We start from the raw sequence: 22,665 nt of genomic DNA, 5'->3' as shown, positions 1-22,665 counted from the left end.
TACAAAATTATGGCAGTAGCGCGGTGAGTGCATCAAGCGTTTGGTCAATGTGCGCCTGGGTATGCTCACAGGAGAGAAAGAAGCGCAGCCGTGCGCTTTTTTCGGGTACCGCTGGGTGCAGAATCGGCTGTACGTTGATGTGCTGTTCTAACAATGCGTTAGAAAGCCGGGCAGCCGCCGCGGAGCTGCCAATAATCACCGGTACGACCGCGGCACCGATGCTTTTGCCGGTATCCAAGCCGCGGGCAGTGGCCTGTTCAAGAAAGTAGCGCGAAATAGCATGCAGGCGCTGAACCCGTTCGGGTTCTTGCTGCATCAGCTGCAGCGCGGCTAGCGAGGGGGCGGCGACTTGGGCGGGCATGCCCACGCTGTAGAGAAAACCGGGGGCCAGGTAGCGTAGTGTTTCCACCAGCGGCTTGCTGCCTGCGATATAGCCGCCGCAGCCTGCCATGGTTTTGCTCATGGTGCCCATCCAGATATCCACGTCGCGCGGGTCGATATCGAAATACTCGCGCAGCCCCAGGCCGGTGTCGCCCATGACCCCAAAGGAGTGGGCTTCATCGACCATCAGCCAGGCTTGATAGCGTTGCTTCAGTTCGATAAAACGCGGCAGCTCAGGGATGTCGCCATCCATGCTGTAGAGCCCTTCGATCACTACCAGAACGCGTTCGAACTGATGCCGATGCCGGGCCAACAGGGCTTCCAGCGCGGCGGGGTCGTTATGGCTAAACGACATGCGCTTGGCGCCGGAAAGCTGCGCGCCAACCAACGAGCTGTTATGGATATACTCGTCGTGGAGCACTAAATCTTTAGGGCCCAGCAGGTGTCCCAGCGTGGAGACATTGGTGGCGTGACCGCTCACAAATACCACTGCATCTTCAACGTCGTAGGCAGTGGCGAGGGCCTGCTCCAACTCTTGGTGGATAGGCCGTTCGCCGGAGACCACGCGGCTGGCGGAAACCGAGGTGCCGTAACGCGCCACGGCATCGCAGGCGGCTTGATTAATGCGCGGGTCGCCTGAGAAGCCGAGGTAGTTGTAGCTGGCAAAGTTGATGCAGGTCTGCCCATTGATCACGCTGGTCGCCCCGGCGGTGCCTTCGTGGACCTTGAAGAATGGGTCGACCAGGCCCAGCTGATCGGCGGCCTGGCGCATCATGGCGATTTGCTGATAGCCCGGCTGGGCATCAAAGCGCGTGAAGCGCTCGGGCACCGTGCGTTGTTCTCCGCCTTGCCCATTGGAAGAGGGCGTGGCGCTGGCAGCACGCGGCGTAGTACGCCGGCGTGCTTGTTCCAACAATTGCTGTTTCAGTTCAGAGCGCTTGGCGGTCATGGAGTCTCAGTCGCGGGTGATGAGGAAGCGGACGTAGGCTCAGTGGTGAACCCTTCAGGGCCTAAATCTTCAGTGCCATGTTGTGCGGCCAGTGAGGCTATCGCATCTTGCGGAGCGTCTTCAACATCGTCGTGCTGATGCATTTTCTGAATCAGCACGCCCGCCAGTTTGTCGAGTGTCGATGCTTCACTGAGCACCATCACTGACACCTGAACGCCCAAGCGGTTCTCGATAGCGGTCATTAGCTCAACGCCCATCAGGGAGTCGAAGCCCATATCGTAGACCGAGCGGTGAATATCGAGCTTCTCTTCATCAATCAGCAGAATGCTGGCCAGCTCGGCGCGCAGTAGATCGGTGACGGTGCTGTGCAGCTCCTCGGGTGAGAGGTCGGCGAGCAGGGCGCTGATGTCGTCATCTGCATCCGCGCTGCCGTCGTCGTCGCTGGCGCGGGCAATTTCGTTAAAGCGCGGCGCTTCGGCAGTGGGGAGGAAGCGAGCAAGCGCGCCCCACTCTAGTTCCAGTACACCAAGGCTTGGCCCAGGGGCCAGCAGCATCTGTTCGAGCACTTTCAGCGCGTCATCCGAGCGTAGCGCGGAACCGCCCAAGCGCTCTTGCAGCGCATCACGGGTGCGGGTGTTACGAGCCAGGAAGCCGACATCTTCAATGGCGCCCCAGCGTACGCAGGTGGCTGGTAAACCCGCGGCACGGCGATTGGCGGCGAACGCCTCCAGCCAGTGGTTGGCGGCCACATAGTTGGCCTGACCGGGGTTGCCGAACAGGGTGGTGGCCGATGAGTAGAGCACGAAGAACTCCAGTTCCGCCTCGCGGGTGAGTGCGTCCAGGTGGCGGGCGCCATCGATTTTGGGCGCTAACACTTTCTGAATGCGCTCGGCATCCAGATTGCGAATCAAACCGTCGTCGATCACCGTGGCGGCGTGCACAATGCCTCGCAGCGGTGCTAGTTCACCCTTGGCGCGCTCCAGCACATCGGCCAGCGCAGTGCGGTCGGTAATATCGCAGGCGGCGGCGAGTATCGTAACGCCTTGCTGTTCAAACGACGCAATGGCTGCCTGAGCCTCTTCACTGGTGGGGCCGCTGCGGCTGAGTAGGATCAACTGCCGCGCGCCTTTCTCTACCAGCCACTGAGCAGTTCTTAACCCAAAGCCACCCAGGCCGCCGGTGACCAGGTAGCTGGCATCTGCGGAGAGCTGCATCGCTGCCGTGCCCAACACCTCGTTCTTGGGTGGCGCTATGGGTTGTTCATAGGTCACTACCACTTTGCCGATCTGGCGCGCCTGCTGCATATAGCGGAAGGCGTCGATTACCTGGGTGTGGCTAAACGAGGTAAACGGCAGCGGGCTTAAGGTACCGTCGTTAAATAGCGCCATCATCTCGCCAAACAGGCGTTGTGTCAGCGCAGGCTGCACCTTCATTAGCTGGTCGGAGTCGATACCGAAGTAGCTGAGGTTATTGCGGAACGGGCGCAGGCCAATATGAGTGTTTTCGTAGAAATCGCGTTTGCCCAGCTCCAGGAAGCGGCCGAACGGGCGCAGGGCGCGCAGGTTCTGGTTGATCGCTTCCCCGGCCAGGGAGTTGAGCACCACATCCACGCCTTCGCCCTGGGTGTCTTCCAGGATCTCTTCGGCGAAGGTGAGTGAGCGCGAGTCATAGAGTCGCTCGATGCCCATCAGACGCAGGAAGTCGCGCTTCTCTTCGGAGCCCACCGTGGCGTAAATTTCCGCTCCCAACCACTGGGCGATTTGCAGCGCTGCAATGCCCACGCCGCCCGCGGCGCCGTGAATCAGGATTTTTTCGCCAGGTTCGACTCGCGCCAGATGCTTGAGCGCGTAGTAGACCGTGAAGAAGGTCGTCGGAATCGTCGCCGCGGCGGCAAAGCTAATGCCTTCCGGCAGCGCTGCAACGGCGTGCTGGTTGGCAATGACCTTGTCGCTAAAGCTGGCAGGGCCGAAGCCGACCACGGCTTGCCCCGGCGCCACGTGGGTGACGTTGCTGCCCACGGCCTTTACCACGCCTGAAAACTCAAGGCCCAGGGTGGGGCCGGCGAAGCCGTTCTCTATCGCTTCATCGGAGAGCAAGCCCAGGGTGTACATCACATCGCGGAAGTTAAGTCCGGTGGCCTTAACACTGATTTCCACCTCGTCGGCACTGGCTTGTGGCAACGGGCGCGGACGCCAGGTTAATTGGCGCAGCTGGCCGGGCATGGCAAAGCCCAGTGACATCGCCTGATGCGGCTGCTTGGTCTGTTCATTGGTTTGCCCTTCCGCAGCTGGGTGCGGCGCGGGCAGGGTGCGCAGCCTCGTCGCAAAGCGATGGCCCTGGTTATCGATCAGCGCTTCGTTTTCGCTATCTGGTTGAGTCAGTAGGGTGGCCCAGGCGTGTAACGCAGGCTCGCTGACGGCTGCCGGTATATCCAGCAGGTAGACGCTATGGCCGACGGCTTCGTTGGCTAGCGAGCGGCCAAAGCCCCACAGCACGGCATCACCAGGGGCGTCTGTCGCGCTGGCGGGTGACGTTGTCTGCCATAAATCGCTTACCCCGTTGGTCACCAACCATAAAGAGGCAGCAAGTGAGTGCTGCTCTAAGGCCAGCGTCCACTGCAGAGCGTGATTACAGCGGGCGGTTTGCGCTTCAGTGCTATTCGCGCCCAGGCCACGCAGGTCAACCACATTGAGGGTTAGCTCGCCCTGATTATCAGGTGCGGCTTGGGCCATTTCAGGTTGAGCCAATGCAGGTTGAGACAGTGCATGAGCCAGCAGCTCAGCAGGCGCGCTCTGACTAACGCTGAGCAGCGCGGAAGCGCCTTGCGATTGCAGTGCCTCGACCAGATTGGCCGCCAGCGCTTCACTGTTGTGGTCGGCGACCACCAAGTGACGCCGTTGGGCCGTATTGGACTCGTTGTCTGCCGCTGCTAACGGGTAGTGGGCGTGGAGCAGGTAGGCGCCGCTGTCGCTCTCTTCCAGCGCCATGGGCGCGGAGACCACAAAGCCTTGGTCGTTTAGCCAGCTAATGAGCGTATCTTGCTCCAAGGCGGTTTGATCGATGCCGGGCGTGGCCAGCAGATCATCCAGCCAGCGACTTGGGGCGATACCAATCAGCATGACCTGGGCGCCAGGGGCGAGTTGCTCAGGTAATGCTTCGATTAACTGACGCGTGGCGGCCGGGTGGGTGATATCCACGCTTACAAACGCCAATTGAGCCTTTTCAACACCGATGGGGGCGGTTAGCGCAGCAACCTCGTTTTGGCCAAGGTGCTGCATATCCATCAGCGGGAAACGCTCTTGCAGCTGTTCTGCCTGATGGCGCGTGCTGTCGAGGGTGGTGATCACGCGGTAATGGGTAAGGTCGTGATACAGCGCTTGAGCGCTGCGTTCCAGTAGGCGTTCGCCCAACGCTGGCGCGCTGGGGCCTGCTTCGAGCAGTTGCAAACGCTGCCCGGCGGGGAGCTCTGCGATCAGCGCATCTATTAACTCGGCTAACTCGCCTGCCAACGCTTGCCAGCCGCTTTCGCCCACTAACACACGGTTTAATCGCGCCAAGTGGTCGTGGCTAATGCCCAGGGTTTCCAGGTCACTTGTGCCGCTACGCAGCGCCTGTTGGTGAAGCCCTAACCGGCCCACCAGGTGAATGGGCGCAAAGTAGTCAGGGTAGTCTTGCACCAGCAGTTGCCAGATAACGTCCGGCGAGTGCTGTGCTTCTTCGCTATCGACGCCGAGACCCTGCTGAGCAAAGGCTTCGCTAAGGCTATCGAGCAGCGGGGCGACTTCGTTGCCGTAACGCTGGCCGGTGCTTTCGCCGTAAACGCTGGCGATATCTGCAAGACGAGCAAGCGCATCGGCAGGTAGTGCCAGCGGTTCTGCGTGTAGCGGCGCTGGCGTCAGTTCCACATCCAAATAGCTGAAGTGCTGATGATGGGCGCGGTTGAGTCGAATCGCTTTGAAGCGGGTTTTGCTCAGTACTGCAACGGCGTTACCGGCGGCGTCATACAGCTCGAAATCGGCGGTAAAGGAGTGCGGTGCGCGCTTACCCATCACGGCGCGGGCGAGAACCGGCACGCCTGCCTGGGTATTCACTTGAATACGTTCCACGCGAACCGGCACAAAGGCGAGCTGGGTGGCAAACTCACTATGTTGCGCGAGCAGTGGGATAAACATCTGGAAGGCGCTATCCAGAATGCCGGGGTGCACGTGCAATGTGCTGAGCTGCGCCTGGACTTCATCCGACAGAGCTATTTCACCAATCACCGCATCGCCTTCAATCCAGCCCCTGGAGATGGCCTGAAAGGCGGGGCCATAGTGAAGGCCAATACGCTCAGCCATCTGCAGGTGATCTTCCAGCGTGTAGTCCGGGGCACGAGTAGGTATCACCGGCGCTGTGCGGTTGAGTAGGAAACCACGGCTTTCACGCATGGTGCGGGCCACGGCATTCAACTGCCACTCTACCCCGGTGGCAGGTTCGCGAGAGTGGATCTCCAGGCGGCCATCTTCCGGTAGGTAGCTAAGCCGCATGGTGCGGCCATAGGGGCCGTCCAGCAGCAGCGGGGCACGGATTTCCAACTCTTCGATATCCAGCAACGGGCTGTCTTTTAGCTGCAGCGCCGCCGCCAGCGTCAGTTCCACAAAACCGGCACCGGGGAACACCGCGCCTTCGCCCACCACATGGTCGGCTAACCAGGGCTGGCGTTGGGTGTCGAGTTGGCTCTCCCAGGTGTGTTCGTGCTGCGCTAGCGGGTAGCCCAGCAGTGGGTGCTGATAATAGCGTGACAGCAGGCCTTGGCCGTCATTGGTGCCGTGTACCCAATGGTGGCTGTGCTGCCAGGCATAGCGCGGTAGCGGCACACGCTGACCGACCACCGGGAAGTGGCGGCTAGCCAGGCTAAGACCACTCAGCAGTAGTTGGCTTAGGCTACGTTGCAAACCTTCAAGGCCGGGCTTGTGGCGCTCAATGGTGCCGAATACCAACCCTGGTCGCTCCAGTTGGCGCAGTGACTCATTGAGGTAGCGGCGTAGAATGGGGTGGGCGCCAATCTCTACAAAGACGTTATTGCCTTGTTCGATCAGCGCGCTAGCGACGGCTTCAAACAGCACCGGCTCACGAATGTTTTTCCACCAGTAGGTGGCATCCAGCTCAAGCCCGTCACTCAGCGTACCGGTAACGGTGGAGTAGTAGGGAATCTGCGTGGCACTCGGGGTAATATCGGCCAGCGCGTCAATGACCCCAGCTTGAATGCTGTCCATCGCGGGGCTGTGGAAGGCATAGTCCAGGGGCAGGCGTTTGGCAAAAACATCCTGCTCGCCCAGAGCGGCTTCCAAAGCGCTGAGCTGTTGGCTATCTCCCGCCAGCGTAATGCCTTTCGGGCTGTTAATACCTGCCAGGCATACCTGATTGAACTCGGGCTTTTCTAGCCACGCGGCGATGTCGTCAGCGCTCATGGCCACCGCGGTCATTTCGCCAAGGCCACGGGTTTTACCCTGGTAGTCGCTGCGGTAGTAAATCACTTTGACCGCATCTTCCAGACTCAACGCACCGCAGGCCCAGGCGGCGGCCACTTCACCTACGCTGTGACCGAATACTGCCGTGGGCGTAATGCCTTGGTCGTGCAGCCACTCAGTTAATGCCACCTGCAGTGCAAACAGCGCTGGCTGGGCGATTTCAGTTAGCGGGAAACGGTTCTCCCCATTGCGGCCTTCCAGTTCGGCGCGTAACGAGAAATCCCCGTGCTGCTGAAAGAGTGCGTCGACTCGATCAATCGCCGCGGCGAAAACCGGCGAATCGCTGAGCAGATCGTGCCCCATGGTTTCCCACTGGCAGCCGTTGCCATCATAAACAAACACTGGGCCTACTGCGTCGGGCAAGCGCTCGAGTGTGGTAACGCTGTTGGTTTCACCCGCGGCAAACTCGCTGAGTTGCGTGGCGGCTTCTTCAGCCGTTTGTGCAAACAGCAGTGCGCCATGACTATGCCGGTCACGGTGGTGGAACAGCGTGTAAGCGATGTCATACAGGCTGATGTCGCTACTTTCGCGTAAGTCGTTCTCGCGCAGGTAGTTGGCGAGCGTTTCGGCGCTTTGGCTGAGCGCGGCTTCACTGCGGGCGCTAAGGTGAATCGGTAGCGGTGAGTCTGGCGCCTGCGTTTCAGGTTTGACCCGTTCAGGAGGGCTTTCCAAAATAACGTGGGCGTTGGCCCCGCCAAAACCAAAGGAGTTCACGCCGATAACCAGACGGCCTTGTTTTTTCAGCGGCTGGCCTTTGGTGACCACTGAGATGTTCCACTCATCAAACTTGATGCGCGGATTGAGTTTGCGGATGCCAATCGTGGCCGGGACTTCGCGGTGCTGAATGCTGTAGAGCGCCTTGGCCAGACCCGCTACGCCGGAAGCGGTTTCCAGGTGGCCCAGGTTGCTCTTTACCGAGCCAATCAGCAGCGGCGTTTTGCGCTGCTGGCCGAGTGCTTCACCAATCGCACGGGTTTCAATCGGGTCGCCAACGGCGGTGCCGGTGCCGTGGGCTTCCAGGTAGTCGATTTCATCCGGCGAGATGCCCGCCTGTTCATAGGCGCGCTTCATTAGATCAATTTGGGCGCTTGGGTTAGGCACCGTTAGGCCAGATTTGTGACCGTCTGTGTTCACCGCGGAGCCTGCTACTACGGCAATAATATTGTCGCCGTCGGCTACCGCTTGGTCGTAATCCTTAAGCAGGAAAATGCCACCGCCTTCCGAGCGCACATAGCCGTTACCCGCTTCATCGAATACCTGACAGCGGCCAGTGGGTGAAAGCATGCTGGCTTTAGAGAAGATGATAAAGCCATAGGGGTGCAGGTGCAGGCTGATGCCGCCCGCCAGCGCCATACTGGTTTCGCCACTGCGAATCGATTGGCAGGCCTGGTGAAAGGCCACCATGGAGGACGAGCAGGCAGTATCCAGCGACATGCTGGGGCCGTGCAGGTCAAACACGTAAGACAATCGATTCGAGGCGATGCTGGAGGTGTTGCCAGTAGCGGTGGAGGCATCAATCGCTGCCATATCGTCCGCGATGCGATAAGAGTAGTCGAGGCTGGCCACGCCCAAAAATACCCCGCACTGGCTGCCGCGCAGGGAGCTGGGCAGAATGCTGGCATCTTCCATGGCTTCCCAGGCGAGCTCTAGAAGCATGCGCTGCTGAGGATCCATATTGGCCGCTTCACGGGGCGAAATACCAAAAAACTCAGCGTCAAACCCGCTGATATCGCCCAGGCTACCGGCGGCAAAAGTCACGCTGGTACCCGGGTGGCGCTTATCCGGGTGCATAAAAACGTCGTGGCTCCAGCGGTCAGCGGCCACTTCAGTCACTAAATCTTTTTCGGCTTGCAGATCCTGCCAGAACGTTTCAGGGGTGGTGCCGGGGAAACGATGGGCGGCGCCGATGATGGCAACGCGTTTAGTCATTCTTGCTCCTGAGGTTCTGGTTCTACCTTGATCACATCGCTACTTATATCGTGTCCAAACACCTGTTTGAATAACTGGACACCAAGTTCGTTTGCGGCTAGCTCAAATGGCTCGTAAGCGTTCGCTGCCCCTACCCCTGCTGTTACCCAACTCTCTGTTGACCATACCATGTAGGGAGTGCGGCCATCAGGCGGTGTGAAGTGTGCATACGCCTCAGGCAGAATGGGAACATGATCCCCATACCAGCCTAGCAGGCCCGGTCGCTTTGCAGTATTCAGCGAATTTTTAACGCTTGCCAACATCTTGTCGGATTCACTTAAATGCTGCAAATAGACCGCTAAGTCACGCAGATGGTCGGGTAACGGCCAAGGAGCGCCGGGCAGCGTATCGGCTAACGTTGCTTGGTTCGGTGCTTCTAAATGTAGCGGGCCGTGATTTTCCATGGTGATAACAAATACAAATAGCGGTCTATTATCGTCATCTTCAAGCAGCCGTCCAATTTTTCGTGCCACTGCCTGGTCACTAACGTATTGACCGTTTTTGTCGCTGCTCTGGAAGGCATTGATATCTATAAAGTGGTCAAAGCCTAATTGGGGGATCACCTTGTGACGAAAATAGAAGCTCGCCAGGTACGGATGCACACAAACCGTGCGATAGCCTGCCGCTTTTAGCGCGCTCGCTAAACTGGGCATTGGATGGCGGGCAAGCGTGCGGTAAGGGTTGAACTGGCGAATGCCCCAGAGGCCGGGTGCAATGCCCGTTAATACCGCGCACTCGGTACGCACTGTATTGGCACCCCAGGCGGGCACGTTTAATGCGCCATGCAGAGTGGCGTTTGCGCGAGTGATGTCGAAATGGTGAAGCAGGCTGGCATCGACCTCTTCACACCAGGGCCGAGGGTCGAAAAACGATTCACTCTGCACCAGCACCACGTTGGGCAGTGGCTGTTTGCCCTGATGCGCGCTCGCTACCGGTGTTAAAGCGTGGAAGGGCGATTGCTCTGGCGTCGGAACGGGAGCGCGCATTAGCGCCACGCCGTAGGCCCATAGGCTAGCGAAAAGCCCTAAACGGTGCATGTCGTCTATGGGCTGTAAGACGATGGCGGGCAGCCTGCGGACACTAACAGCAAGCAGCAGCGAGCCCAAGGCTATTAATCCCAGCGCATTGGTTAGAAAGCGGTTGGCGCCCTCGCTAGTGACCAGCGACCCTTCCCAGTAAAAGAATCCACCAATTGCCACTACGGCGGCGCTGCTGGCGGCAATCGCCAAACCTACGCCGAAAAAGGGCACGTAAAGGCGCGGGTGCAGGATAGCGTCCCAGAAGTATTCAAAGTCATGGCAGATAAACGGCTCGTTGAGCGTATGCGATTTGGCGTTGCTCGACTGCACTACGACTAGTTGCAGCGAGAGACACACCATCACCGCAAACCAGGGGCGCTGGAGTAACAATACCAGCAGCCCGAAAAGTAGAAGCCATGAGCCAAGGTGGACACTATTGGCCGCTGCTCCACGCTGCCAAAATGGGCGCGGCCGAGGGCTAAGCAGGGCTTCAAACAGACCACTGATCAATAGCCCCACGAGTAGCGGCCATATCAGCGCGCTAATCATGGGGTGTGTCTCCTGAGTGGTTGAAGCCCAGTCGCTCGATCAACCATTGCGAAACCCCTGCGGGCAGTACCGCCAGCCACCAGGTGCCAAAATTAAGTGGGAAGGGGAAGCTGATGCGCGCACGGTTTGCGGCGATACCGCGTTTAATTACCTTGGCCGCGCGCTCGGGCGGCCACTCCCAGGGTTTGGGGCCGGGCATGGCCTCGCACATCGGTGAGGTAACATAGCCGGGCATGACCACAGTGACGCCGATACCGTGAGGCGCGAGTAGCCCGCGCAGCCCTTCGCCATAGGCTTTGATGCCTGCTTTGCTGGCGCTATAGCTGGGGGTGGTCGGTAAACCGTGCCATGCGGCAAGCGAGCTGATCAGCACCAATTGACCGCTGCCGCGGGTCTGCATGGCTGGCACTAGGTGTTGCACCATGGCGATGGGGGTTTTCAGGTTGATATCCAACAGCGCCTGCACGTCTGCCCAGGGCTCTAAGATATCAGGCCCTTGGGGGTGGGTGTTTTTGCCCGCATTGGCAATCAAAATGTCCGGTACCTGTTGGGCGCAGACTTCGGCTAGCCAGCTTTTCAGGGCGTGGTCATCGGTTAGATTGATGGTTGAGAGAGTGACCTGGGCACCTTTTTGGCGGCAAGTGGTGGCAAGCGCCTCTAGCTTCTCCTGCTGGCGTCCGTGCAATACCAGGTGGGTGCTGGGATCGGCATAGGCGTTTGCCAAGGCGCCCCCAATCGCGCCGGTGGCGCCAGTGATCAGCACGCAGCGTGAGTGTAGAGATGGGCTCACAGCCTCTTTTGCAGCTTCTTTCACAACAACGTTCACAGAAGCTTCTCCAACGGCGATGGGCAGGCTTCTAGTATGCGGGCGGCGTTATCCACGGCTAAATCGATACCGGGCTGGCAGTAGTAGCCACCGTTAACTTGAACGGCATGCATCACGGTCTTTTGAAAATAACCAAATAGCTCGCTGTTAGGCGGCTGCGGCTGCTGCCAAAAATCCGCTAAGTCACCTTGATAGGTTAGCCCATCCAGATTATAGATCGGGTCGCTAAGCGCGTAGGTGGGGCAGTTCTTCTCCAGTGAAACGATGCCCACGGTGCTGTTAACGGTGACATTGCCCTTGGCGTGTTTGAGCAGGGCGTTGAGATCCCCAGACTCTAGATAGACGATGCGCCCTTGCAGACCATGGCGTTCGGCAAGCTGCTTGATGATCTTGGGGTAATTGACCAAGCCCATATCCAAAGGATGGTTCTTAATACACAGCTGAGAATCGCTGGGCGCGTGCTTGGCGAACGAGGCCATCACATCGTCCATCACTTCCTGCATATTGGCGTAGGGAGAGTGATCGCGAATTTGCGCATCGCTATTTAGCTGCAGCGGCAGCATAAAATAGGGGCGGCCACTTTCGATCAACGCTTTGATGCGTTCGGCGTCGCGTTTTTTCCAAGCGGCTTTTAACTGAGCAAAGCGCTTCAGGTAGCCCGCGTACTCGACCGGCGCGGTGATCGGCGCGTGATTGCGGTAGTGCGGCGCAACCAGCGGATTGGCTAGCCCGGCCAAGTGGTAGCCCACATCGTGCATGGCGCGAATTTTAAACGAGGAGCGAAAACGCACAGGGGCGGGTAGTTCGGGCAGTGCTTTGCCGGTTTCATAAAACCAACTTGGGTCACGGGGCAGTAGCGAGTGGCCGTTAACGCCTTCGCGCTCCAGTGTGATCCAGAACGGGCGAAAGTAGCCCTCTTCAAATACGTGGGTGCGTATACCGGCCGCGGCGGCGTTATCCACTGCTGGGCGATGAATCGGGCGACGATCACCAAATACTACTTGGTCGGTGATCGCGTACCGCTGCCAGAGTGACTTGATATAGCCAGGTAGTTCAGCGGTAGGGCCACGAAACAGATGGCTTTGGCCGTGGGTGCGCTGCCAGTAGGCGATATCGCCCGCATTGAAGTTGACCTTAACGACACGGTGCCCATCGTTCACCAGGCGCTTGGCTAAGCGCTGGTAAAAAGGTGAGCAAACGCCCTGCAAAAATAAGAATGCACGCTTCTGATGCTTCAACTCAATGCCTTCCGATCAACAAATTACGATAACAGCGGTAGAGATGCTGTTTCCATGTAAGGGTGTTTTTGTGTGCTCTTGCCTGTTCCAACAGGCTGACGACGGTTTCAGCATTGCATAGCTGGCGAGTCGTTGGGTCTACATAGCCGGGATAGAGAATCAGGGTGCCGGCGACCAAGGCATCCAGCGAGAGTGAACGCGTACGGCGTGGGCAGCTAAGCGCATCCTGAGTTAAGCCCCAGCCAGCATAAAACGGTAGGCCGTAGGTGCTGACTTCTCGTTTGCGCAAAAGTGCTTCAAAGCCGGTTAAAGAGCTCATCGTATGCACTGCATCGACACGCTCTAAAAGGGTTGCGATGTCGATATCGCTGGCGTCTAGATCATACAGGCGTTTGGCATCGGTATCGAGTGCTCCGACACGCGCACCGCTCAATACATCGGGATGGGCTTTATAGACAATAAAGGCATCTGGATGTGCTTCCCGCACTGCCCTTAACAGCCCGCTATTGGTGTTAATGTGCGGCGAGCCGGTGGCAATTGAGGCGTCGCTCTCTACTTGGCCAGGCACCAGTATGGTGTAACGCCCTTTGGGCAGTTCGATCCCCGACTTTCCACGTACGTTGTACTTGGAGAGTTTGAGCGCCACTAATCGCTTACGTAACTGCAGCGCACGTTGCAGCAGGTCGTCGCTAAAGGGGGCGCTATTGAGCAGCGTCTCTAAATCACTGGGTTGGCTGGGGTCGTAGTAGATACCCTGTGAATCAATCACCAGCGACAACGGCTGAGTAAGATCGACTCCCAGCCCCACTGAACGAATGAACCCATCTTCCATGCGCCATAGCTTCCCCATGTGTTGGGCGTGCTGGCATTTAAAGTCTGCATCAATACGGCTTGACCATACCAGCAGCCGTTCATCGGGCTGCTCGCTCTCGGGAAGCTTCGCTTGATAGTTCACGCGTGCGAAGGCGCCTAGAAAGTCGCCAATAAAGCGACGCTTCCAAGTAGAGAACCCGCATGCTCGCCAGCTTCCCCGATAGCGCTCCTGCTGGCGCCTTTGATCGGCGATCAAGGCAATGGTCTCTTCCAGCGTGGCAGGCTGCTGAGTGTAAGGGTTAGCGTAGCGGCAATAGCGTAAATAGGCGGCGGCAAAGACCTCAACTAAGGTGCGCTTTACACGACGGCGGTGGCAGGGCAGTTGATCATGGGTAAGCCCCCAACCTGCATAAAACGGAATACCAAAGCAGTGCACCTGCTTTCCGGCCAGCAGTGCTTCAAAGCCGAGCTGGCTGGTCACGACGTAAACGTGGTCAACCTGGTCAAATAGCGCCCAGGGGTTGAGGTCTTCACCGATGACCCTGCAGCGCGGGTGGTCTGCGGCGTTAAGTAGGTGGCCCTGTTTTTTACCCGCGATAACGTCAGGATGGATCTTGACTAATATCTCGGCGTCGGGGTGCTCTGCTAATGCCGCCTCAAGCATCTGGTTGAAGCTACTAGCGCTAGCGCCCCCATAGTGAATTGAAGCATCCCCAGCGGTTTGGTCGACCACTAATACACTCGCCCGGCTGGCATCGTTAATCGGCTGATCGGGGGAGTGGTTATATTTGGAGAGCCGATAGCGAGCGATCAATGCCATGCATCGTTCAGCCTGCTCTAACTCTTCATTGTTGAAACTGGCTGTGTTGAGCCAGTTTTCCAAATCAGAAGGGCGTGAGGCGTCGTAATAAATGCCGGTCTCATCGACTACCAAACTGTGCGGCTGAAAGCCATTTACGCCTAGCCCTAACGAGCGTAAAAAGCCATCTTCTAATGCGATATAGATCAGTTGATGGCGTTGGGCATACTGCCTAGCGCTTACACTAGTGGGTTTTAGCCCCCAGCCAATCACCGCCTCGGGCATTTTCTTAAGGGAGCTTATTCGGACGAATTGGTCAAATTCGGGCAGCAGTGCAGGCAAGGTAGCCAGCTTGCGAATACCTTGGGATGTGTAACCTGCCGTTCGTTTCGCCATACATAAGGCCGCTTGAGGTAACAGGGGTAGGCGGGCGAACATACGTCAATTGGAGGGGGTTATCAATTCAGGCGTTGTGAGTACTCACTATTTTTTCGATGCATAGCAACTATTTGCATGATAAAAAAAATTACCTTAAGTTTGATTTATTCAACGCGCATGATCGTCACTTTTTTGGTAGATTCGCCCACTCTATGTACCCTTGATACCGCTCTGCAGGATCTGGAATTAAGTAAAGTATGCATAAAAAAGGATAATCGGTGCGCTTTGCCTATCTGCTAAAAAATCTATTTTCTTTCAGTTCCTTAAAGGGGCGCCTTTTACTGGGGCTCTCCTTTACTTTGCTGTTGCTGATCGCGTTGGTGCTGGGTATGGCGTGGCAAGTCGGAAAGACTATGGTGCAAGAGACTAATATGTCGCACTTGCGTTATGAAGCCACTCTACTTGCTGATGAGGTAACCCAACAAATCGAAATGCGCTTCCAGGCATTAGAGCGCTTAAACGAAATGATCGGCACCACCGAGGATGCGAGTTGGATCAGCTATCAACTGCAGCAGAACGATAGCCTGCTAGCTTGGTTTGAGGGGATTGTGGTTGCCAACAGTGATGGCGAGATTATTGCTGATTGGCCTGCAATCGTTGGTCGCGTAGGGCTCGAAACCGCTGAACTTGAGTATTTTCGTATGCTTCGCGGTATTCGCCGTCCCTATGTTAGTGAGCCCTTTGTCGGTCGTGCGAGCGGCATGCCAATGGTGCTAGTGGGCGTGCCGCGCTTTACCGAGCAAGGCGTGTTTGACGGTTTTATTGGAGGTATCCTTAGCTTGGATTCAGGAGGGATATTTAGCCGTTTAGCTAAAGTGCGCTTGGGTGAAAAAGGTTATGCTGGTGTTGCTACTGCTTCGGGTAAAGTCTTATACCATCCTGAAAATTCATTAATTAATGCTTCTGTACCCAGTAAGGCATTGAACCCATGGCTGGATTTGGCGCTGGATGGCTGGGAAGGTGATGCCGTAGGTCCGCTTGTGAGTGGGGAAATGGGGCTGCAATCTTATGCGCAGATTTGGCCTGCTGGCTGGGTCGTTGGCCTCTATATGCCTATTACCCAAGCACAGCTACCCTTAGCAGATTTTATCAAGCAGCTTTGGTGGACATGGGTTCTACTTATTTTGCTTATGTTCCCTTTGCTGTGGTGGATGTTGGGCCGAGTGCTTACACCTTTGAGGCATTTGGAGAAGCAGATTGGCGAGGTGGGTTTAGGGCACCGTGAGAGCGTCAGTTTGGCTACCAAGATGCAAGAGCTACAGCAGGTGGCGAGCACCTTTAACCGAGTGGAAGATGAACGGCAGCTGTTGTTAGGCAATCTTCAAGAGCGCGAGGCGTTTCTTGACTCGGTACTGAATGCAGCGCCGCAGGGTATGTTTGTCGCTAATATTAAAGGTGACATTACTTACATGAACCCTGCGCTACTAGAGATGCTGGGCATCTTTCCAGGCTCGCCTATGGAGTCTTGGCTTAAGCAGATCCACATGTCTGATCGTGATGGAGCTAAAGACATGTGGCTACATAGCCTGCGCACCGGTAGTGATTTTGTTCGCCAACTGCGTTTTTTGCGCAGCGATAACGAACTTCTTTGGCTAGATATACATGCTCGGGTAGTCACGCTTTCTCAAGATGGACAGACTCTTGGTTTAGTGGGCGTAGTTAAGGATATTACTGAGCGCCGGGAGCAGGAAGCCATACAGCGCTGGGAAGCAGAACATGATCCGTTAACCGGCCTGTTGAATCGCAGAGGCTTTGAGCGCCGCCTAGAAGAAGCCTTTGCCGATTTCCAAAAAACCAGCACGCCTTCAGCTCTTTTGTTGTTTGATTTGGATCACTTCAAACCCATCAATGATGAAGGTGGCCACGCTCTAGGCGATGAGATGTTGCGCCGCATTGCTCAGGTGGTTGCCTGGGAAGTCCGCCGTAGCGACCATGTGGCGCGCCAAGGGGGAGATGAGTTTGGTGTGCTGCTCCCCAGCTGCACCCTGGCTCAGGCAAGGAGAATCGCTGAATCCCTGCGTCAGTCGGTAGGGGAAATCTCTGTTACCCATGAAGGCAAAGAGTACATGGTTACACTCAGTATTGGCGTTACCACCTTTGATGAAGAGGATTCTAATGTGTCTGACGTTCTGGCACGGGCCGATGCCGGTAGTTACAAAGCCAAAGGGATGGGGCGCGATGGGGTAGTTGTCAATATGCCTCACAATAACGATGACGTAATGGCGCTTTTCGATTCGCCCAAATAGTTTCTCATAAAAGCACTCTAAGCCTGTGCAGCGGCTTGGCGTGCTTAGCAGTCGACAAAACATGTCCAGCAGTAGAGTATAAGCAGATGCTGAACTTGTCGTTAGAAGCCAGTTTTTTAAAATCAAGGCTGACTGAGATACTGTTGTGAACCTACTTGAACTGTTTGCCCGCACGCTGGATGTCACGCTGCCTGTCTTTGCGATGGTGTTTGTAGGCCTGGGCCTTAAGCGCTTGAAATGGATTGATAGTGCCTTCGTCTCGACCGCTTCTGCGCTGGTATTCAAAGCAACACTCCCCACGCTGATCTTCCTTAGTTTGATTAAAGCTGACCTAAGCGTTGCGCTGGACGTTTCGCTGATGCTGTTTTTTGCTGTGGCAACGCTGGGGCAGTTTTTATTCAGTTGGGGCTGGGCGCGCTACCGTGTAGCACCTCAGGATCGTGGTATTTACGTTCAAGGCGCGTTTCGCGGCAATTGTGGGATAGTGGGTTTGGCGCTAGCGGCGGGCATGTACGGTAACTATGGCCTGTCAGCGGGCAGTCTTTTGCTGGGCGTGGTCATCGTGATGTATAACGCGCTTTCGGTCATCGTGCTGGCATTTTACCAACCTGGTCAATCCACTGATTGGCGCAGCCTGCTCAAACATGTAGCGAAAAACCCACTCATTATTTCCGTATTTGCAGCATTACCCTTTACCGCGCTGTCGATCCCACTGCCCAGTTGGGTGATTACCTCAGGAAACTATTTTGCCTCGTTAACACTACCGTTGGCGCTGATTTGTATTGGTGCGACGCTCTCCGTGTCGAGCATGCGTGACAGCAGCCAAGTGGCACTTGGCGCTAGTTTGATGAAGATGGTAACACTACCGGTGCTCTCCACCGTGGCGGCCTGGTTGGTGGGCTTTTCCGGCGAACAGCTGGGCTTACTGTTTCTGTTCTTTGCCAGCCCCACCGCTGCCGCAAGTTTTGTAATGGTCAAAGCAATAGGCGGCAATGTGGCTCTGGCCGCCAATATCATCGCCATTACCACCCTGATGGCGAGCATTACCGTTACGCTGGGCGTCTTTGCGCTGCGTTTACTCGGCTGGATATAGAGTTGAATAGCGCAACTCGGTTGGCCCTGCCTAAGCTGACGCGTTATACTACGCGCCCGCAAGTTTGGACGACGTTAGTCCCTGTAGCTCAGTAGGATAGAGCAGCCGCCTCCTAAGCGGCAGGTCGCAGGTTCGACTCCTGCCAGGGACGCCAACGGCCATTCTTGAGACGTCCTGAGAAGGCCTAAAAAAGAGTACAATACTCTGAAAGACAAGGTTTTTAGCTCCTCTCCATTCCTTCCAAATCCCGCTGCTAAACGGTATACATTCCGGTATATGCCTTCATTCGGAAATACTCGGTATACCTCCATGGTGCTAACTATCCGACAAATAAACGCAACTAAGCCCGGCACGAAAATTATTACCCTCTCAGATGGCATGGGATTAGAACTTAGGATCTCAACCAATGGCAGTCGTGGATGGCGTTTGCGCTACACACGTCCCAATGGCAAGCGCAACATGATCAGCCAGGGTATTTTTATCCCGAGGTGAGCCTTGCTCAAGCGCGAGAGAAGCGGGCAGATAAGATAGCATCCCAAGGTATCGTCCCTGTCGAGCAGAAGCAGGATGATAAACGTAAGCAGCAATATTCCGTTATTTTTGATGCAGTCCTCTATTGGTGCTTTCAGCGGATTCGCCGGGCGTAATGCTTGATAAATAAAAAGTCTACTGTCTCTAGAAGCTTAAAAATTCAGCTAGTTCCGTAGGTTTGCGCAGTTACACGTCAGTATAGCTACAGCCTCATAAGTTTCTAAAAGTGAGAAGCTAGCGTCGTAGGCTTGCACAGATGCACGTCAAGATAGCTACAGTCTCATAAGTGTCTAAATGTGAGAAGCTAGCGTCATAGGCTTGCACAGATACACGTCAAGATAGTTACAGTCTCATAATCTACAAAAAGTGAGAAGCTAGCGTCGTAGGTTTGCACAGATGCACGTCAAGATAGTTACAGTCTCATAATTTTCTAAAAGTGAGAAGCTAGCGTCGTAGGTTTGCGCAGATGCACGTCAAAATAGCTACAATCTCATAAGATTCTAAAAGTGAGATTCTAATCTAAGCTGTGCCTCATAAGCTGTAATGCATAGAGTTATTGAAAAATGTTGACTCTCAAAAATTGATAAATATGATGTACTATGTTTGGCGTTAAAAAAAGTGTGAATATGAGAGGCAAGTGATATGGATTTAAATTTAGACGAAGCTGTGAATTATCACTACGATAAATTTCCACCTCGAAAAATAGATTATAGTAGGTTTGTGGACAAGCTTATAAAAGCGACTGACGCAGTTGCACGCTATGATCAAATGCTGAAAAATATGCATAATAGTGAAATATTACTTGCCCCTTTAAGAAATCAAGAAGCAGTTATCTCTTCTAGGATGGAGGGTACTGTTAGTACGATGGATGAGATCTTGCAATATGAGGCTGATCATGAAAATGAGACAGCTAATACATCAAGTGTAAGATCTGAGGTTATTGAAACAATACTTTATCAGAGGGCATTAAAAGCCGCCCAAAAAGCACTGAATGATGGGTATCCAGTTTCTCAATCATTGCTTAAAGGGATACATCAGCGTCTTTTATCATTTGGTAGAGGAGCATCAAAGTCACCAGGAGAGTTTAAGGTTGAGCAAAATTACTTGGCTGATAGGAATAAAAATAAAATACTTTTTATTCCCGTTAGTCCAGAGCGACTGCAGGATGGTTTAGATGTTTTGTTCAAGTATATCAATGAAGACCCCAGCCCCTCTCTCGTTAAAGCAGCATTGACGCACATAGAGTTTGAGGCCTTACATCCGTTTAAGGACGGTAATGGAAGAATTGGGAGGATGTTGATAACGTTAATGTTATGGAAATACGGAACTATTTCAGCACCTCACTTTTATATCAGCGGATATTTTGAAGAAAATAAGGATGAGTACATTGATACGATGAGGCGAGTATCAGAGACAGGGGATTGGGATGAATGGTGCTCGTTCTTTTTAGAAGCGGTAGAGCAACAGGCAATAAGAAATTTAACTATTGCTGAAAATATAAGGAATTTATATGAAGAAATGAAGATTTTATTTGCTGAGCTGTTGTCTTCAAAATGGAGCGTCACTGCTCTAGATTTTGTGTTCACGAATCCTGTTTTTCGTAATAATAAGTTTACTTCACAAAGCGGTATTCCGGCTGCTACTGCTGCAAGATTTACTAGGATTATGCTAGATAATGACATTATACGTACAGTCGAAGAAGCATCAGGACGGCGGCCAGCAATGTATTCCTTTGAACCTTTGCTGAAGCTAGTCCGTGTTTGAGTGATATTTATTGTAGTAATAGAAAATGATGATTTTATGGTGTTTTTATTTTTAATTGAAAGTCGCTGCTCCCGTAGCGGCTTTTTTGCTTATGCAAGACAAAAGTTTTTACCCAGGATCAGGCGAGCCTTTGCCGATGCATTTGATACGGTAGTTCTCGGCCGGCGGGGGTTTACCAGCTTTAGGTGTGATGTTGACCGGTTCATTGAATCAGGGCAGGGGATCTATTGCTTGGATGGATGTTGGCCTGTGGAGTTGCGGCTAGCTGCATGCCAGAGCTTGAGCTTGAGGGGGGCTGGAGCTTACCTTTTTTCACTGACCTCCTTCGGCTAATGGCAACGACAACCCCATATGACTCAGGGAGGTAGTAACAGAAAATTATTCCTTAGGTCTCAAGTCGCCAGTGATGTAGCAAATCGATTCCGTGGTATTTTCCAGTTTTACGGTGTTGTCTTCTATGTGACCTCCGAGTGGTAGGTTAGTAGTATGTCTGCTGTGCTTAGCCTTGCGCGTTATGTCGTTAAGTTTTATGCCACAACTTAGCTGTTGTATTAGTAATACCTTGAAAAGGCTGTGTAGCTTTCCTAGTTGCAACTGTAATTCTGGATAATTACCAAGCACGTTGTAAGCTTTGGCAATTAATGCCATTGCTTTATCAATATTTTTGATTTTTACTTCTACTTCTTTTTCTGATGTGGATTTGTTATCCATTGGGGCAAAGCTAATGGCTATATGTGAAATGGATAAAGTTAGGTATACCGCCTCTTCATCGGTAGACATTCCGTTTTGAATTAACTCACACATATTCTCTAGGTCATGAATATAGCTGGCATTATGCATAGCTTTTTTCCTTAAGCTGCTTCATTTCTCGTTCCACCTGACTCACTAGCCATTTCAGGCGAAGCACGTGTTCTGAGCTTTGCTCTAAAACCGTGGTTTTAGCTCTGTCTCAAGCTGTCTTTTGAATTGTGTAACCTACTGGATTTGCCAAAGGAACCCAATGGGTCCCGTATGGTACCCGATGGGTGCCATTGCTGTAAAGAACCGGTCTGGTTCATCATTAAGAAATGACAACTCACGATACCCACACACAGTACAAACTCCGTATGCCGCCCGAGTTACGGGACTGGTTGAAAGAGGCTGCCGACACTAACCATCGATCCATGAATGCTGAGATAGTCGCCAGACTGCTCCGTACGGTTGAGCTAGATGGTCGAGAAAAAGCACTCGAAAGGGTGGGGTATGAGGAGAAGGAAGCCATGCCGAACAGCGATTATAGAAACCTCAGCGAAGTGAAGCGTCAGCTAGAGGCTGCAATGAGTCAGCTTGATCGGGAGTTGCGCCACCTGGAGGCAAGCAAGAAAAAAGGTGAGTGAGGTTGGTAGATCAAGCTCCACATGTCCAAAGGTTTTGGTTATTCATGCTAAATGATGGAGATAGCGACCTGAGCTTTGTTCAGGTCGCTTTTTATTATTTGGCGTAAAAGCTGAAAAGGTTCAGACGCGCAGATAATGTGCTTTTCCCCCATTCAAAATAAATGAATGACTCGAAGCTATCAACGATTTCCTCCAGACCGCGAGAACACGTACAGGATAGCGAAATGAACCAGCTTCATTGTGATGCAGCACAAGCAGCCGTGGGTGGCGTTTGCGCTACACACATGATTGGTCAATGGCGTTGACCTGGCGGCAGTGTGCTTTGTTAACCAAGGCTAGTAAGATGTCTGTATAGACAAACGCTCTTCATTGCAAAGGAGTTTCATGACTAGTCCTCCTCTCTACCAGCAGATCCGTCAACATCTGTTGGATAAGATTCAGTGCGGTGATTGGCAACTGAATCATCAGATACCTACGGAAGAGCGGCTGGCGAAAGACTTTGGCGTGAGCCGAATGACGGCCAATAAAGCCATTAGAGATTTAGTGCAGCAGGGATACCTCGTGCGTCAACCCGGTGTCGGCACCTTCGTTACCGACCGTAAGGTTGAGTCCTCTTTGGTGGAGGTATACAACATTGCCGAAGAAGTGCTTTCGCGTGGGCATCGGTACAGCAATAAAGTCATCACCCAAGAGGCGATTGAAGCAGACGATGAAGTTGCACTGCGGTTAGGCGTGAGGCTTGGGAGCCGGGTGTTTCATACCCTCTTGGTGCACTATGAGAATGACATTCCGATTCAGCTTGAGAACCGCTACGTTAACCCACGCTGGGTGCCGGATTATCTTGATACCGATTTTTCACGCCATACGCCTAACGAGGTGCTGGTCGCCGCTTGTCCCATGACGGATATGGAACACATTGTTGAAGCGGTGCTCGTGGATGAACAAACCGCCAAATGGCTAAGTATCGATACCCAGACGCCTTGCTTGAGCATGGTGCGGCGTACCTGGTCGGAAGAGCATTTGATAAGTTATGCCCGCCTGATCCATCCTGGAGACCGCTATAAATTACGCTCCTCCCTGCAAAGTAAAAGCACTTAAATTGAAGTTAAGCAAGAGACCAGCGAGGCCGATTTGTTCGACCTCGTGGCATCTCGTTAATGGGGGT

The 22,665-nt window shown here is 54.2% G+C and carries 13 protein-coding genes and 1 tRNA gene; 7 read left to right on the top strand and 7 right to left on the bottom strand.

The window, feature by feature from the left end:
• Nucleotides 1-7: 7 nt before the first annotated feature.
• The 6 genes from HALA3H3_RS24105 to HALA3H3_RS24080 are packed head-to-tail and all read right to left on the bottom strand — an operon-like array spanning nt 8 to nt 14,448.
• Nucleotides 8-1,330: an aminotransferase class I/II-fold pyridoxal phosphate-dependent enzyme gene (locus HALA3H3_RS24105; RefSeq protein WP_022524097.1), complete on the bottom strand. Its 1,323-nt coding sequence runs from the start codon at nt 1,328-1,330 to the stop codon at nt 8-10.
• Nucleotides 1,327-8,769 (bottom strand): type I polyketide synthase, encoded by a 7,443-nt coding sequence (locus HALA3H3_RS24100; RefSeq protein WP_022524096.1) that lies wholly within the window; start codon nt 8,767-8,769, stop codon nt 1,327-1,329. The genes HALA3H3_RS24105 and HALA3H3_RS24100 overlap by 4 nt, the downstream gene beginning before the upstream one ends.
• Nucleotides 8,766-10,376: an LTA synthase family protein gene (locus tag HALA3H3_RS24095; protein WP_022524095.1), complete on the bottom strand. Its 1,611-nt coding sequence runs from the start codon at nt 10,374-10,376 to the stop codon at nt 8,766-8,768. The genes HALA3H3_RS24100 and HALA3H3_RS24095 overlap by 4 nt, the downstream gene beginning before the upstream one ends.
• The gene (locus HALA3H3_RS24090) at nt 10,369-11,202 is read right to left on the bottom strand and encodes an SDR family NAD(P)-dependent oxidoreductase (RefSeq protein ID WP_022524094.1); all 834 of its coding nucleotides are present in this window, start codon (nt 11,200-11,202) and stop codon (nt 10,369-10,371) included. The genes HALA3H3_RS24095 and HALA3H3_RS24090 overlap by 8 nt, the downstream gene beginning before the upstream one ends.
• Nucleotides 11,199-12,440, bottom strand: a complete 1,242-nt coding sequence (locus tag HALA3H3_RS24085; protein WP_022524093.1) for a capsule biosynthesis protein — start codon at nt 12,438-12,440, stop codon at nt 11,199-11,201. Before HALA3H3_RS24085 ends, HALA3H3_RS24090 begins: the two co-directional genes overlap by 4 nt.
• Nucleotide 12,441: 1 nt before the next feature.
• Nucleotides 12,442-14,448 (bottom strand): capsular polysaccharide biosynthesis protein, encoded by a 2,007-nt coding sequence (locus HALA3H3_RS24080; protein ID WP_053857090.1) that lies wholly within the window; start codon nt 14,446-14,448, stop codon nt 12,442-12,444.
• Between the two features lie 260 nt (nt 14,449-14,708).
• Here HALA3H3_RS24080 and HALA3H3_RS24075 point away from each other — a divergent pair, with 260 nt between their 5' ends.
• The 5 genes from HALA3H3_RS24075 (at nt 14,709) to HALA3H3_RS24055 (ending at nt 20,124) form a co-directional block, all read left to right on the top strand.
• On the top strand, nt 14,709-16,736 hold the full coding sequence (locus tag HALA3H3_RS24075) for a sensor domain-containing diguanylate cyclase (protein WP_022524091.1): 2,028 nt from the start codon (nt 14,709-14,711) through the stop codon (nt 16,734-16,736).
• 145 nt (nt 16,737-16,881) lie between these two features.
• Entirely contained in the window at nt 16,882-17,829 is a 948-nt protein-coding gene (locus HALA3H3_RS24070) for an AEC family transporter (RefSeq protein ID WP_009288312.1), read from the top strand.
• Nucleotides 17,830-17,906: 77 nt separating this feature from the next.
• Nucleotides 17,907-17,983: transfer RNA gene (locus tag HALA3H3_RS24065), tRNA-Arg, on the top strand.
• 122 nt (nt 17,984-18,105) lie between these two features.
• Nucleotides 18,106-18,321 carry an Arm DNA-binding domain-containing protein gene (locus HALA3H3_RS27885; RefSeq protein ID WP_022524090.1) on the top strand — a complete coding sequence of 72 codons (216 nt, stop codon included), beginning with the start codon at nt 18,106-18,108 and terminating at the stop codon, nt 18,319-18,321.
• A 681-nt stretch (nt 18,322-19,002) separates the two neighbouring features.
• Nucleotides 19,003-20,124: a Fic family protein gene (locus HALA3H3_RS24055; protein ID WP_022524088.1), complete on the top strand. Its 1,122-nt coding sequence runs from the start codon at nt 19,003-19,005 to the stop codon at nt 20,122-20,124.
• 378 nt (nt 20,125-20,502) lie between these two features.
• Here HALA3H3_RS24055 and HALA3H3_RS24050 read toward each other — a convergent pair whose 3' ends face one another.
• Nucleotides 20,503-20,964 carry a hypothetical protein gene (locus HALA3H3_RS24050; protein WP_022524087.1) on the bottom strand — a complete coding sequence of 154 codons (462 nt, stop codon included), beginning with the start codon at nt 20,962-20,964 and terminating at the stop codon, nt 20,503-20,505.
• 227 nt (nt 20,965-21,191) lie between these two features.
• On the opposite strand from HALA3H3_RS24050, the gene HALA3H3_RS24045 reads away from it, so the two are divergent.
• Both HALA3H3_RS24045 and hutC read left to right on the top strand, forming a co-directional pair.
• Nucleotides 21,192-21,500, top strand: coding sequence for an Arc family DNA-binding protein (locus HALA3H3_RS24045; protein ID WP_022524086.1), 309 nt, complete (start codon nt 21,192-21,194; stop codon nt 21,498-21,500).
• Nucleotides 21,501-21,884: 384 nt separating this feature from the next.
• On the top strand, nt 21,885-22,598 hold the full coding sequence (gene hutC, locus HALA3H3_RS24040; protein ID WP_022524085.1) for a histidine utilization repressor: 714 nt from the start codon (nt 21,885-21,887) through the stop codon (nt 22,596-22,598).
• Nucleotides 22,599-22,665: the final 67 nt, after the last annotated feature.

The sequence above is a fragment of the Halomonas sp. A3H3 genome, from assembly GCF_000982975.1.
GTDB lineage: Bacteria > Pseudomonadota > Gammaproteobacteria > Pseudomonadales > Halomonadaceae > Vreelandella > Vreelandella titanicae.
Note: the sequence above shows the minus strand (reverse complement) of the source record. Positions and strands in the feature narration are given on the sequence as shown.